The sequence below is a fragment of the Salmonella sp. NW722 genome, assembly GCF_051702785.1.
Taxonomy (GTDB): Bacteria; Pseudomonadota; Gammaproteobacteria; order Enterobacterales; family Enterobacteriaceae; genus Salmonella; species Salmonella enterica.
In genome coordinates this window covers 443012-457227 of the sequence record NZ_JAMMIN010000002.1, presented here as the reverse complement: position 1 = coordinate 457227, position 14216 = coordinate 443012, and the positions used below count along the sequence as shown (strand labels likewise).

The following is a 14216-nucleotide window of genomic DNA, read 5'->3' as shown; positions in this document are numbered from 1 at the left end:
GGACGCCAATTTATTACCGGTAAGAAAAGCGAACTCACCTAATTTTACGGTCTGGTGACCAGAACCGACCGCACGCAAAAGCTTCTGAACCGATGAGGATGCTATGGGAAACACAACAATACAAACGCAGAGTTTTCGTGCTGTGGATGCAGAGCAAAGCAAGAGCAAGCGCTACATTATTCCATTCGCCTTACTTTGCTCGCTATTTTTTCTGTGGGCCGTCGCCAATAATCTGAATGACATTTTACTACCGCAGTTTCAACAAGCTTTTACGCTAACTAACTTTCAGGCCGGACTTATTCAGTCAGCCTTTTATTTCGGTTATTTCGTCATTCCAATTCCTGCTGGGATTTTGATGAAAAAACTCAGTTATAAAGCAGGGATTATCACTGGGCTTTTTTTGTATGCTGTTGGCGCCGCATTATTCTGGCCTGCCGCCGAGATAATGAATTACACATTATTTTTAATTGGCCTGTTTATCATCGCCGCCGGTTTAGGCTGCCTTGAAACTGCGGCCAACCCTTTTGTTACGGTATTAGGTCCAGAAAGCGGCGGACATTTCCGGCTTAATCTGGCGCAAACTTTTAACTCCTTTGGCGCTATTATCGCCGTTGTGTTTGGGCAAAGCCTTATTTTGTCTAACGTGCCGCATCAATCGCAAGAAGCGCTTGATAAAATGACGCCGGATCAGCTTAGCGCCTATAAACACAGCCTGGTGTTATCGGTACAAACGCCATACATGATTATCGTCGCCATCGTATTAGTAGTTGCGCTGCTGATTATGCTGACCAAATTTCCGGCCCTGCAAAGTGACGATCATAGCGATGCTAAACAAAGCTCTTTCTTATCTTCTCTCTCCCGACTCATCCGTATCCGCCACTGGCGCTGGGCGGTGCTGGCGCAGTTCTGCTACGTGGGGGCGCAAACCGCCTGCTGGAGCTATCTGATCCGCTACGCCATTGAGGAGATCCCTGGAATGACGCCCGGTTTCGCCGCCAATTACCTGACCGGCACGATGGTGTGCTTCTTTATCGGCCGTTTCACCGGGACCTGGCTTATCAGCCGCTTCGCACCGCATAAAGTGCTGGCCGCCTACGCCCTGTTTGCCATGCTCCTGTGTCTGATTTCCGCCTTTAGCGGCGGACATATCGGCCTGCTGGCGCTGACGTTGTGTAGCGCATTTATGTCAATCCAGTACCCGACCATCTTCTCGCTGGGTATCAAAAATCTGGGACAGGACACTAAGTACGGCTCGTCTTTTATCGTCATGACCATTATTGGCGGCGGTATTGTCACGCCAGTAATGGGCTTCGTTAGCGACGCCGCAGGCAAAATCCCGACCGCCGAACTGGTTCCGGCATTGTGCTTTGCCGTCATCTTCATCTTTGCCCGTTTCCGTTCACAAGCGGCGACAAACTGAACATTTATCCGAATAACGTGAGGAATCTGTCATGAAAAAAATCAGCTTACCGAAAATCGGTATCCGCCCGGTGATTGATGGACGTCGTATGGGCGTACGCGAGTCGCTCGAAGAACAAACCATGAACATGGCGAAAGCGACGGCGGCGCTCATCACCGAGAAAATCCGCCACGCCTGCGGGGCTCAGGTGGAGTGCGTCATTGCGGATACCTGTATTGCCGGAATGGCGGAATCCGCCGCCTGTGAAGAAAAATTCAGTAGCCAGAACGTGGGCGTGACCATTACCGTTACGCCGTGCTGGTGCTATGGCAGCGAAACCATTGATATGGACCCGATGCGTCCGAAAGCCATCTGGGGCTTTAACGGCACAGAGCGTCCCGGGGCGGTTTACCTTGCCGCGGCGCTGGCGGCGCACAGCCAAAAAGGCATTCCGGCGTTCTCCATTTATGGCCATGACGTGCAGGATGCCGACGATACCTCCATTCCTGCCGACGTCGAAGAAAAACTGCTGCGTTTTGCGCGGGCAGGGTTAGCGGTAGCCAGCATGAAAGGCAAAAGCTACCTCTCCGTCGGCGGCGTGTCGATGGGGATCGCGGGTTCCATTGTCGATCATAACTTCTTTGAATCCTGGCTGGGCATGAAGGTGCAAGCGGTAGATATGACCGAACTGCGCCGCCGTATCGATCAAAAAATTTATGATGAGGCCGAACTGGAGATGGCGCTGGCGTGGGCGGATAAAAACTTCCGCTACGGCGAAGATCAGAACGCCTCGCAGTATAAGCGCAATGAAGCCCAGAACCGCGCGGTGTTAAAAGAGAGCCTGCTGATGGCGATGTGTATTCGCGACATGATGCAGGGCAACAAGACGCTGGCAGACAAAGGGTTAGTTGAAGAATCGCTGGGCTACAACGCCATTGCCGCCGGCTTCCAGGGCCAGCGCCACTGGACCGATCAATACCCGAACGGCGATACCGCCGAAGCGCTGCTCAATAGCTCTTTTGACTGGAACGGCGTACGCGAACCGTTTGTCGTCGCCACCGAAAATGACAGTCTGAACGGCGTAGCGATGCTGTTCGGCCATCAACTCACCGGTACCGCGCAGATCTTCGCCGACGTGCGAACCTACTGGTCGCCGGAAGCCGTAGAACGCGTCACCGGCCAGGCGCTCAGCGGCCTGGCGGAACACGGCATTATTCACCTGATTAACTCCGGTTCTGCCGCTCTGGACGGTGCCTGTAAACAGCGCGACAGCGAAGGCAAGCCGACCATGAAACCACACTGGGAAATCAGCCAACAAGAGGCGGATGCGTGTCTGGCGGCCACCGAATGGTGCCCGGCGATTCACGAATACTTCCGCGGCGGCGGCTACTCATCCCGTTTCCTGACCGAAGGCGGCGTGCCATTCACCATGACCCGCGTGAATATCATCAAAGGCCTGGGGCCAGTACTGCAAATCGCCGAGGGCTGGAGCGTCGAACTGCCGAAAGCGATGCACGATCAGCTTGATGCCCGCACCAACTCTACCTGGCCTACCACCTGGTTTGCGCCGCGTCTTACCGGCAAAGGTCCGTTTACCGATGTCTATTCGGTGATGGCGAACTGGGGCGCTAACCACGGCGTACTCACCATCGGCCATGTAGGGGCGGACTTTATTACTCTCGCCGCGATGCTGCGTATCCCGGTATGTATGCACAACGTGGAGGAGGCGAAGATCTACCGTCCTTCCGCCTGGGCGGCTCACGGTATGGATATCGAAGGCCAGGATTATCGCGCCTGCCAGAATTATGGCCCGCTGTATAAACGTTAATGCGGCTTAGCCCGGTGGCGCAGGCTTACCGGGCCTACGGGCGCGTGAACCGTAGGCCGGATAAGCGTAGCGCCATCGGGCGGCGTTTATGGAGTTATCTATGAAACAAGACGTTATCCTGGTTCTCGACTGCGGTGCGACTAACGTTCGGGCGATCGCCGTTGATCGCCTGGGGAAAATTGTCGCCCGCGCCTCAACCGCTAACGCCAGCGACATTGCCGCAGAAAATAGCACCTGGCATCAGTGGTCGCTGGACGCCATCCTGCAACGTTTCGCCGATTGTTGCAGGTCACTTTCCAGCGCCCTGTCGGAGTGTGTTGTTCGCGGTATTACGGTGACTACGTTCGGCGTCGATGGCGCGCTGGTCGATGCGCAGGGCGAGCTGCTCTACCCGGTCATCAGTTGGAAATGCCCGCGAACCGCTGCCGTGATGGAAACGATTGGGCGCTTTATCTCGCCCCGGCAATTGCAGACGCTCTCCGGCGTCGGCGCGTTCAGCTTTAACACGCTGTATAAACTGGTCTGGCTTAAAGAGAATCATCCGCGCCTGCTGGAACAAGCTCACTGCTGGCTGTTTATCTCGTCGCTGATTAACCACCGTCTGACCGGCGAGTTTACGACCGATATCACTATGGCAGGCACCAGCCAGCTACTGGATATCCATCAGCGCGACTTTAGTCCGGAAATCCTGCAGGCGACGGGCCTGGCGCGCCGCCTGTTCCCGCGTATCGTGGAAGCGGGCGCCCAGATAGGCACGCTACAGACAGACGCGGCCAGGCTACTCGGTCTCCCGGCGGGTGTGCCGGTGATCTCTGCCGGACACGATACTCAGTTCGCGTTATTCGGCGCTGGCGCGCAGCAAGGTGAACCGGTGCTCTCCTCAGGAACATGGGAGATTCTGATGGTGCGCAGCGGTCAGGTGGATACCTCGATGCTCAGTCAGTATCCGGGCTCGACCTGTGAACTGGACAGTCAGTCGGGGCTTTATAACCCCGGAATGCAGTGGCTGGCCTCCGGCGTACTCGAATGGGTACGAAAACTGCTGTGGACGCCGGAAACGCCATGGCAAACGCTGATCGACGAAGCGCGCGCTATTCCCGCTGGCGCGGAAGGCGTGCGGATGCAGTGCGATCTACTCGCCTGCCAAAATGCAGGCTGGCAGGGCGTAACGCTCAATACCACCCGCGGCCATTTCTATCGCGCCGCGCTGGAAGGCCTGACGGCGCAACTGCAGCGTAATCTGCGCACGCTGGAGAAAATCGGTCATTTTAACGCCACAGAACTGTTACTGGTTGGCGGCGGCAGTCGCAATGCTTTATGGAATCAAATTAAAGCGAATCAGCTTGATATCCCTATCAAAGTGCTGGACGACGCGGAAACCACCGTGGCCGGCGCTGCCATGTTTGGCTGGTACGGCGTAGGCGAATTTAGTAGCCCGGAACAGGCGCGCGCGCAGGTCAATTATCAGTATCGCTATTTCTGGCCGCAAACCGAACCTGAAATTATTAAGGGAGTATGAAATGCTAAAAACCATTTCACCGTTAATTTCCCCGACACTGCTCAAAGTGCTGGCCGAGATGGGCCACGGGGACGAAATCATTTTTTCCGACGCTCACTTTCCCGCGCATAGCCTGGGCCCGCAGGTGATTCGCGCCGATGGTCTTAGCGTCAGCGATCTACTGCGGGCAATTATTCCGCTCTTTGAGCTGGATAGCTACGCTCCGCCGCTGGTGATGATGGCCGCCGTGGAAGGCGACACGCTCGATCCCAGCGTTGAAGCGCGCTATCGCGATGCCTTGTCATTAGAAGCGCCGTGCCCGGATATCGTTCGTATCGACCGCTATGCGTTTTATGAGCGGGCGCAAAAAGCGTTTGCGATCGTTATCACAGGTGAGTGCGCGAAGTACGGAAATATTCTTTTAAAAAAAGGGGTAACGCCGTAATCTCTTGCCGGTGCGCCCGCATGACGCGGGCGTTCATCGAATGATGGGATGAGAAAAATGAAAGCGGCACGCCAACAAGCGATAGTCGATCTGCTGATCAATCATAAAAGTCTGACCACCGAAGCGCTGGCCACCCGGCTTAACGTCAGTAAAGAGACCATCCGCCGCGATCTCAGTGAACTACAGACGCAGGGAAAAGTGCTGCGTAATCACGGACGAGCTAAATATATTCATCGTGAAAATCAGGACAGCGGCGATCCATTCCATATCCGCCTGAAAAGCCATTATGCGCACAAAGCCGATATTGCCCGTGAAGCGTTAGCGTGGATAGAAGAAGGAATGACGATTGCGCTGGATGCCAGTTCAACCTGCTGGTATCTGGCCCGCCAGTTGCCGGATATTCCCATTCAGGTTTTTACCAATAGCCATCCTATCTGTCAGGAGCTGGGAAAACGCGAACGCATTGCGCTGATAAGTTCCGGCGGCCAGCTTGAACGTAAATATGGCTGTTACGTTAATCCGTCGCTTATCTCACAGCTAAAATCGCTTGATATCGATCTGTTCATCTTTTCCTGCGAGGGGATCGACAGCGGCGGCGATCTGTGGGACTCCAATGCGATCAACGCCGATTTTAAATCTATCCTGCTCAGACGCGCCTCGCAGTCTTTATTATTGATTGATAAAAGTAAATTTAATCGTTCAGGAGAGGCGCGCATCGGCCATCTGGATGACGTGACGCATATTGTTTCAGATGCGCCGCAGTCATAGGCCGGATAAGCGTGCGCTATCCGGCGCTGATGACGCGCCGGATGACGGCAGCGCGTTTTTATCGCTCGTCGCGACGTCCGCCAACAGCCGCCCACAACCGACGCACGTGTACCGTCACTTCTTCGCGATCGTGATAAAGCTGACGCGCCTGGATCTGCGCATTAACGCCATGCTCATCCAACTGCGCCTGAAGATACGCCAGATTATGCGATACCTCTTCATAGCGTTTTTTCATCGGCAGTTTAAGGTTAAAAATCGTCTCCCGACACCAGCCGTTCACCAGCCACTGCGCCATTAACGCGGTGACTTTGGCTGGCTTCTCCACCATATCGCAGACCATCCATGAAATATTATTCCGGTTCGGACGGTACCTGAAGCCATCCTCACGCAACCAGGTCACCTGTCCGGTGTCCATCAGGCTTTGCGCCATCGGGCCGTTATCTACGGAGTAGACCCACATATTGCGCTTCACTAACTGGTACGTCCATCCGCCGGGACAGGCGCCCAAATCCACCGCATACATGCCGTTCGCCAGACGTTCATCCCACTCATCTTCCGGGATGAAAACGTGGAGCGCCTCTTCCAGTTTCAGCGTTGAGCGGCTCGGCGCATCAGACGGAAACTTCAAACGCGGGATGCCCATATAAAACGGTGAATTGTTATGCGCGAACGAATAACCGGTATAGCAGCATCCTGGCGCGATAAAAAAGACATGAACGACCGGACGCTTCGGCGTTTCATAATTCGTCAATACGCCCGCATCACGCAAAGCGGCGCGCAGCGGCACCGTAAATTTGCGGCAGAACTTCATCAGTTCTTTACTTTCATTGGTGTCGGCGACTTCAACCCGCAGCTCGCCGCCCTTTTCCACTACGCCCTGCAACATGCCGACAATCGGCGTAATTCTGTCTTCCGGCGGTAAATGTTGCAGCAGTTCCCCCACCACAAACCACTGGCGGGCGAAAATCAGCGAACTGAACGGCAGTTCTGAAATCAGCTTTTCGCCATCTTCCGGCTGGTAGCATTCATAAATGACATAGCCTGCGTTCTCTTTTACGCGTGCAAAACCAAATATTTCCCGTTTTCCCGCTTTATCGGTAATTTCTGCAGCGCACTCTTTTTCAAACCCCGGACGGCAGAGCAAGACAACTTTATTCATGGCTCGCGCCCTTACGTTTCATACGAATGGCGCCAATCAGCAATAGCGCCCAGCCCACCAGGAAACTGACGCCGCCGACAGGCGTGATATACGCCCACAGGCGCAGATGCGAAAGCGCAAGGCAGTACAGACTGCCGCTAAACAGCACCGTGCCCAGCGCCAGAAAAACGCTGCTCCAGTAAAACCAGATGCTGATACGGCGCTGCATCGCCACCGCCAGGCCAAAGATCGCCAGCGTATGGAACGCCTGATATTGCAGGCCGGTCTGAATCCAGCCCATTTCAACCACGCCCAGGGTTTTACTCAAAACATGCGCCCCGAACGCGCCCAGAGCAACGTAAATAAAACCGCTGATAGCGGCGACAATCAGCATAAAACGGCTGGTCATGGTCATACCCTAAGTTAATTATTGTTCGTAACGAAAACGGAATTTTTCTTGCTCCGTCGCCGCCTTCGCCAAAATCCACTGACGGAAGGCGGCTATTTTACCCAGTTCTGCCTGGCTGTCATGACAAACCAGATAAAAAGCATTCTTACTCACCAGAACATCGTTAAATGGACACACCAGTCGCCCGGCTTCAATTTCCGACTGCGCCATAACATTATTCGCCAGCGCGATCCCCTGTCCGTGAATAGCGGCCTGTAGCACCATCGCGCTGTGGCTAAATATCGGCCCTTGCTGAACGTTAATATGGTTGAGCCCTAACTGACGAGTATAGGCCTGCCAGTCACGCCGGGAGGCATCGTGCAATAACGTGTGTTTCGCCAGATCTTCCGGCGTTTTTAACGGTTTTTCGCCTGTGAGCAATAAAGGAGAACAGACGGGCAGTAAATATTCTGCGTATAATTTTTCGACGCGCAAGCCCGGCCAGTTTCCCCGGCCATAAAAAATCGCGACATCGACATCGTCTGCCAGTTTATCTTCCTGACGGTCAACGGCTTGTATCCGAACGTCAATTCCCGGATAAGCTGAGTTAAAGCTGGAGAGCCTGGGCACCAGCCACTGGATGGCAAAACTGGGTGGTAAACTCACCGTCAGCGCCCCTTTGGCACTGCGCGCCTGGAGCTTACGCGTTGCTTCCGTGAGCTGGGAAAATATCTCTTTAATGTCGAGAAAATAGCTTTGGCCTTCTTCCGTCAGCAGCAGCGAACGATTGCGGCGGCGGAACAGTTTTAGCCCCAAAAAATCCTCAAGTGACTTAATTTGGTGGCTTACTGCGGCCTGCGTCACAAAAAGTTCTTCCGCTGCTCGCGTAAAGCTCAAATGGCGCGCGGCAGCATCAAAAACGCGTAACGCATTTAAAGGAGGTAATCGTTTTGACATGGCCTCTGGACTTAATGTCGAATGAATTTAACAAATAGGTAACAATATGTAACCTATTAGTTTTTTTAATCTGAGACATTATAAATTGTCCGTTGAGGTTCTACCAGCAAATACCTATAGTGGCGGCACTTCCTGAGCCGGAACGAAAAGTTTTATCGGAATGCGTGTTCTGATGGGCTTTTGGCTTACGGTTGTGATGTTGTGTTGTTGTGTTTGCAATTGGTCTGCGATTCAGACCACGGTAGCGAGACTACCCTTTTTCACTTCCTGTACATTTACCCTGTCTGTCCATAGTGATTAATGTAGCACCGCCATATTGCGGTGCTTTTTTTTGTATAACAAACGGTTAGTTTTCCAGAGCCACCATCTCTTTCACGTCAGTACGATTGATCTGCTGTTTGTTGCCATTAGCGTCTTTATACGAAATCATACCGGTATCGTTATCGGTCTGGGGTTTACCGTCGGTCACAATGCTACGTCCATCATTGGTGTGCATAACGTAATTAGGACCGGAACAGGCGCTCAGGGCAAAAGTCAGCATACATGCAGAGATAATTGCGGCAGTCTTTTTCATCTTCTTCTCCTTAAAGCTGTTTGTGCTATTTAAAGCGGACTCCGTAACAGGCTTAAACATTCGCCTAACATTATTCAGCATAACCTCCTTTACATAATTCGCCAGGATATACAGACGATTCCGATGGTTAGGACAAACCTTGTATCAGCCGCGCTTTTACGCCACGATCGGTAAACTGAACCGAGGAATATCATGAACGCTTTTAATCCCACGCAGTTTCGCGCGCAGTTTCCCGCGCTAGCCGATGCGGGTGTTTATCTCGATAGCGCCGCCACGGCATTAAAGCCACAGGCAGTCATTGACGCCACGCACCAGTTTTATTGTTTGAGCGCCGGTAACGTTCATCGTAGCCAGTTTGCGCAGGCGCAGCGCCTGACGGCGCAATATGAAGCGGCCAGAGCAAAAGCAGCGCGGCTGTTAAACGCGCCCGATGAAAAAAGTATCGTCTGGACACGCGGCACCACCGAAGCGATCAACATGGTGGCGCAGTGTTACGCCCGTCCTCGTCTGCGCCCCGGCGATGAAATTATCGTTAGCGTCGCCGAGCATCACGCCAACCTTGTGCCCTGGCTGATGGTGGCGCAACAAACCGGCGCGCAGGTCATAAAACTGCCGCTTAATGACCGGCGTCTTCCTGATGTTGAGCGTCTGCCGGAACTGATCACGTCGCGCAGCCGAATTCTGGCGCTGGGGCAAATGTCGAACGTAACGGGCGGCTGTCCGGATCTCGCAAGCGCTATCAGCGCCGCTCACGCGGCGGGAATGGTAGTGATGGTGGATGGCGCGCAAGGCGCGGTACACTTCCCGGCGGATCTCCAGCAACTTGATATCGATTTTTATGCTTTTTCCGCTCACAAACTGTATGGCCCGACCGGTATCGGCGTGCTGTACGGTAAGCCGGAGCTTCTTGAGGCGATGTCGCCCTGGCTCGGCGGCGGCAAGATGATCCGTGACGTTAGCTTTGAAGGCTTCACCACTCAAAGCGCTCCCTGGAAGCTGGAAGCGGGGACGCCGAACGTCGCCGGGGTCATCGGCCTGAGCGCTGCGCTGGAATGGCTGTCCGATATCGATATTGAACAGGCCGAAAACTGGAGCCGGGGGCTGGCGACGCTGGCGGAAGACGCACTGGCGAAACGTCCGGGCTTTCGTTCGTTCCGCTGCCAGGACTCCAGCCTGCTGGCCTTTGATTTTGTCGGCGTGCACCACGGCGATATGGTGACGCTGCTGGCGGAATACGGTATTGCGCTCCGGGCCGGGCAACATTGCGCCCAGCCATTGCTGGCGGAACTTGGCGTCACAGGGACTCTGCGCGCCTCTTTTGCGCCGTATAATACCCAACATGATGTGGATGCGTTGGTTAACGCCGTTGACCGCGCGCTGGAACTGCTGGTGGATTAATGACAAACCCTCTTTATACCGGACACCCGTTCGGCACAACGGTAACGGAAGAGACGTTACGCGCTATCTTTCTCCCGCTGACCCAGTGGGAGGATAAATATCGTCAGTTGATTCTGTTAGGAAAACAGCTCCCCGCGCTGCCGGATGAATGCAAAGCGCAGGCGAAGGAGATAGCCGGCTGCGAGAACCGCGTCTGGCTGGGCTTTACCCGATCAGATAACGGAACGATGCACTTTTTCGGCGACAGTGAGGGGCGGATTGTCCGCGGCCTGCTGGCGGTATTGCTCACCGCGGTGGAAGGAAAAAACGCCGCCGAGTTGCAGGCTCGTTCACCGCTGGCGCTATTTGATGAGCTGGGTTTACGCGCCCAGCTTAGCGCCTCACGCAGTCAGGGGCTGAACGCGCTGAGCGAAGCGATTGTTGCCGCAACGCATAAGGGTTGAAATAGCGTAAATATTCTGTCGCCTGACAGCGCCGCCCGCAGCGGTCAGGCGATGCAGATAAAATAATCCAGTCACTTTATTAGTTTCGGCGTCAGATTTCCCTGATAAACATTCTTTTGATTTTTATCAGCTATCACAATGAAATTACAATGTTAGAATCCATGTTAAAACGGCGTGAAGATTTTAGAGTAAATAAAGCCACTCGATGTAGCGTAGCAGGAGAACTGGAAAATTCATACGTATCGGGTGAAGTTATAACAGGATATGGATAAGTGGAAAAATATCTGCGTAGCGGTACCATGTTTGTGGTACTGGCATTTATATTATGGGGGTTAACACCTTTATATTATCAATATTTATCAGGGGGGAACCTCGCACAAATATTGATATACCGGGTGTTCTGGTCAATTCCATTATTACTGGCAGTAAGATTGTTATTTCGGCAGCGAACGCGATTTCATGATGCCTGGAAAGATAAAAAATCTTTTTTCTTCTGCATGATTGCCGGACTTTTGATGATTGTCTCATGGTCATCTTTTATTTATGCGCTAACCCATCATCTGGTGCTTGATGCCAGCCTCGGCTATTTTATCAACCCGCTATTTGTTATTGCGCTGGGATGCATTTTTCTTAAAGAAAAACTGTCGTTGTTTCAGGCCATCGCCGTTTTTTCTGGTGTCTGTGGCCTGACTTTTCAAATTATCATGTTACGGCATTTCCCGGCGCTGGCGCTAACCATGGGATTATCATTTGCGCTATATGGCCTGGCGCGAAAGTTTATACATTATGATGTGATGACATCGATAACGATTGAAACATTATGGGCATTGCCTGTCTCACTATTAATTTTTCTCTTTAGCGATAGCGGACCAATTATATCCGCTAATACTCCTTTCTTTTTGTATGTCATGACGGCGCCAGTGACGATCATTCCACTGGTATTATTTGCCATCGCGTTAAATCACACCTCGTTGATTGTCACCGGACTGGCGCAATATATAGAGCCGTCGTTACAGTTCTTACTTGCCATTATGATATTTGGCGAGCACATTAATTACGCGGAACTGCTCTGCTTTTGTGCAGTATGGTTCGGGTTGTTTCTATGCATATCTGAAAATTTATATTCCCATTATCTCCGCGCCCGTCTGAAACCGGTGTTCGGCAGGGTACAGCGCTTCTTTCGCTAACAAAGGGCGCAGGGCCGGATACGCGTCTGCGTGACACTCCGCCCCGTCCTTTTATTCTTGTCGCGCCGCTTTAGCCATGATCTTCTTCAGCGCATGGGAAACGGCGACAAAACCGAACGTTGCCGTCACCATCGTCGCCGCGCCGAAGCCAGAGGCGCAATCCATCCGTTTTGGCCCTTCTGCGGTAGCTTTCATCGCGCATACGGAACCGTCCGCCTGTGGGTAAACCAGCGCTTCAGTGGAAAAAACACAGTCCACGCCCAGCTTACCTTTACTGTTCTTCACTACGCCAAAATTATGTTTCAATCTCTCGCGCAGTTTTGCCGCCAGCGGATCCTGTATGGTTTTCGCCAAATCAGCGACCTGGATTTGCGTCGGATCGATCTGCCCGCCCGCGCCGCCAGTGGTCACTAAAGGAACCTTATATCGGCGACAGTACGCAATCAGAGCGGCTTTTGGACGAACGCTGTCAATGGCGTCAATGACATAGGTAAAACCCGCGTCCATATAACCCGCCACATTATCCGGCGTGATGAAATCATCGATAACCGTTACCCGGCACTCCGGGTTAATTTGCCGAATCCGTTCGGCCATCACTTCCGCTTTCGCCAACCCGACGTTATCACGCAACGCATGGATCTGACGGTTCGTATTGGTCACGCAGACATCGTCCATATCAATCAGCGTAATCGCACCGATGCCCGTACGCGCCAGCGCCTCTGCCGCCCATGATCCCACCCCGCCGATTCCCACGACGCAGATATGCGCCTCAGCAAACCGCTGCAGCGCTTTTTCACCGTACAGACGCGCGGTGCCGCCAAAGCGTTGGCGCCAGGCATCACTTATCACCACTGACATATGACCTCAGAATAAAAAAAGGCGAGGTTATTCCTCACCCCTGCTCACTATTTTCAGGCCCGATAGCGATCGCGTTATCGGGCAATCCGGTTGTCGCAGAATACCACAATCAGCCGCTAAACACGTTACCGGCGCCCGGCGCGCTTTTTAACACCCAGACGCGACCATAGTGATTATACCATCCGGCACGATGCCCGGCATCCGGGCCGATCCCCTGGTAAATATCAAAGTGCTGGCCTTTAATCGCTCCGCCGACATCCAGCGCGACCATCAAACGTAGCTCATACTGACCGCTAAATTTACCGTTGTTATCCAGCAACGGTACTTCCGCCAACAAGGTCGTGCCAGGCGGAATGATGCTGCGGTCGGAGGCGACGGATGCTCGCCCAATCAGCGGTACAGCGCTGGCGCCTTTGACCGGCGCAAAAGATTGCGGCTTAAAGAAGACGAACGACGGGTTCTGCTCCAGTAATTCACGCACTTCCGCTTCGCTGTGCTTCTCTCCCCATTCGCGTATAGCCTGCATCGACATATCTTCTTTTTTCACTTCACCGCGATCGATAAGCACTTTACCAATACTGCGATAAGGCCAGCCGTTTTTACCGGCATAACTAAAGAAGTTCAGCGGACTACCATCACCGAAATCAATATAACCGCTGCCCTGGACATCCATAATAAAGTTATCCATCAGCGAATTACTCCAGGCCAGGATGTACTTATCGCTCAGCGCGCCTGCGTAGATCTGAGCGCGGGACGGTAAGCGTCCGCGTTTTGGCGGCATACTATAGATAGGATACTGGAACGCGCCCTGGCGCGTATGGCGAGCCTGAACGACGGGCGTATAGTAGCCCGTGAACTGGACGTTACCGTAGTTGTCGGTGCCTTCCATCTGCCAGGCATCAATACCAAACTGGCGCATAGTGCGCGTATCGCCTCCGGAACGTAACCAGTTCTGGACAGCGTTATAGACGTTGCTTTGATTGGTGTATAAACGCGGCGACGCGGAACGGATCTGGTTGACCTGCTCGGCAAAGTCACCAGCATTAATCGGCGCGCCCACCGCGTCCGGCTGGTTTACCAGGGAGAAGGGCTGGGTAAATTTCCCGTCCTTATATTGCTGACCGCGATCGGTCGGTTTTGATGAACAGGCAGCCAGCATTGCCAGCATTACGCCTGTCGCCACATATTTTGCCCAACGTCCTTTCATGGTGTCTCGTCTTCTGCGTAATCGAAAGTGCCCGGTGAAGATAACAAACCGTCCGAAGTAATGAAATGCGATCGCGATCTCATTATGTAAATTCGTTTAAAAATCGCGCTATCTGCGGTGTATTTGCG

General features: G+C 53.2%; 14 protein-coding genes. 8 read left to right on the top strand and 6 right to left on the bottom strand.

The features are described 5' to 3' along the window. Positions 1–103 precede the first annotated feature (103 nt). From fucP to fucR, 5 genes are all read left to right on the top strand, one after another. Positions 104–1420 (top strand): L-fucose:H+ symporter permease, encoded by a 1317-nt coding sequence (fucP, locus tag NA330_RS06525; RefSeq protein ID WP_000528622.1) that lies wholly within the window; start codon positions 104–106, stop codon positions 1418–1420. A 31-nt stretch (positions 1421–1451) separates the two neighbouring features. After that, the gene (fucI, locus tag NA330_RS06520) at positions 1452–3227 is read left to right on the top strand and encodes an L-fucose isomerase (protein ID WP_000724126.1); all 1776 of its coding nucleotides are present in this window, start codon (positions 1452–1454) and stop codon (positions 3225–3227) included. A 100-nt stretch (positions 3228–3327) separates the two neighbouring features. Then, entirely contained in the window at positions 3328–4746 is a 1419-nt protein-coding gene (gene fucK, locus NA330_RS06515; protein WP_017441111.1) for an L-fuculokinase, read from the top strand. 1 nt (position 4747) lies between these two features. Further along, entirely contained in the window at positions 4748–5170 is a 423-nt protein-coding gene (gene fucU / locus NA330_RS06510; protein WP_000920848.1) for an L-fucose mutarotase, read from the top strand. Between the two features lie 57 nt (positions 5171–5227). Then, positions 5228–5938: an L-fucose operon activator gene (fucR, locus tag NA330_RS06505; protein WP_000642331.1), complete on the top strand. Its 711-nt coding sequence runs from the start codon at positions 5228–5230 to the stop codon at positions 5936–5938. Between the two features lie 58 nt (positions 5939–5996). Here the strand turns inward: fucR and rlmM are convergent, their stop codons facing one another. The 4 genes from rlmM to NA330_RS06485 form a co-directional block, all read right to left on the bottom strand. Further along, positions 5997–7097 carry a 23S rRNA (cytidine(2498)-2'-O)-methyltransferase RlmM gene (gene rlmM / locus NA330_RS06500; protein WP_001045494.1) on the bottom strand — a complete coding sequence of 367 codons (1101 nt, stop codon included), beginning with the start codon at positions 7095–7097 and terminating at the stop codon, positions 5997–5999. Continuing rightward, on the bottom strand, positions 7090–7485 hold the full coding sequence (locus NA330_RS06495) for a DUF423 domain-containing protein (protein ID WP_000203913.1): 396 nt from the start codon (positions 7483–7485) through the stop codon (positions 7090–7092). The genes rlmM and NA330_RS06495 overlap by 8 nt, the downstream gene beginning before the upstream one ends. Positions 7486–7503: 18 nt before the next feature. Beyond that, entirely contained in the window at positions 7504–8421 is a 918-nt protein-coding gene (gene gcvA, locus NA330_RS06490) for a glycine cleavage system transcriptional regulator GcvA (protein ID WP_000044409.1), read from the bottom strand. Positions 8422–8767: 346 nt separating this feature from the next. Continuing rightward, complete coding sequence (locus NA330_RS06485; RefSeq protein ID WP_000750393.1) at positions 8768–8995, bottom strand: YgdI/YgdR family lipoprotein; 228 nt, start codon at positions 8993–8995, stop codon at positions 8768–8770. 192 nt (positions 8996–9187) lie between these two features. On the opposite strand from NA330_RS06485, the gene csdA reads away from it, so the two are divergent. The 3 genes from csdA (at position 9188) to rarD (ending at position 12023) form a co-directional block, all read left to right on the top strand. Further along, positions 9188–10393: a cysteine desulfurase CsdA gene (gene csdA / locus NA330_RS06480; protein ID WP_000991052.1), complete on the top strand. Its 1206-nt coding sequence runs from the start codon at positions 9188–9190 to the stop codon at positions 10391–10393. Continuing rightward, positions 10393–10836, top strand: a complete 444-nt coding sequence (csdE, locus tag NA330_RS06475) for a cysteine desulfurase sulfur acceptor subunit CsdE (RefSeq protein WP_000184198.1) — start codon at positions 10393–10395, stop codon at positions 10834–10836. The genes csdA and csdE overlap by 1 nt, the downstream gene beginning before the upstream one ends. Positions 10837–11135: 299 nt before the next feature. Beyond that, complete coding sequence (gene rarD / locus NA330_RS06470; RefSeq protein WP_077248417.1) at positions 11136–12023, top strand: EamA family transporter RarD; 888 nt, start codon at positions 11136–11138, stop codon at positions 12021–12023. Positions 12024–12074: 51 nt separating this feature from the next. Here the strand turns inward: rarD and tcdA are convergent, their stop codons facing one another. Both tcdA and mltA read right to left on the bottom strand, forming a co-directional pair. Further along, a complete protein-coding gene (gene tcdA, locus NA330_RS06465) occupies positions 12075–12881 on the bottom strand; it encodes a tRNA cyclic N6-threonylcarbamoyladenosine(37) synthase TcdA (RefSeq protein ID WP_000117742.1) in 807 nt (268 codons plus the stop codon). A gap of 109 nt (positions 12882–12990) precedes the next feature. Beyond that, positions 12991–14088: a murein transglycosylase A gene (mltA, locus tag NA330_RS06460; RefSeq protein WP_000678626.1), complete on the bottom strand. Its 1098-nt coding sequence runs from the start codon at positions 14086–14088 to the stop codon at positions 12991–12993. Positions 14089–14216: the final 128 nt, after the last annotated feature.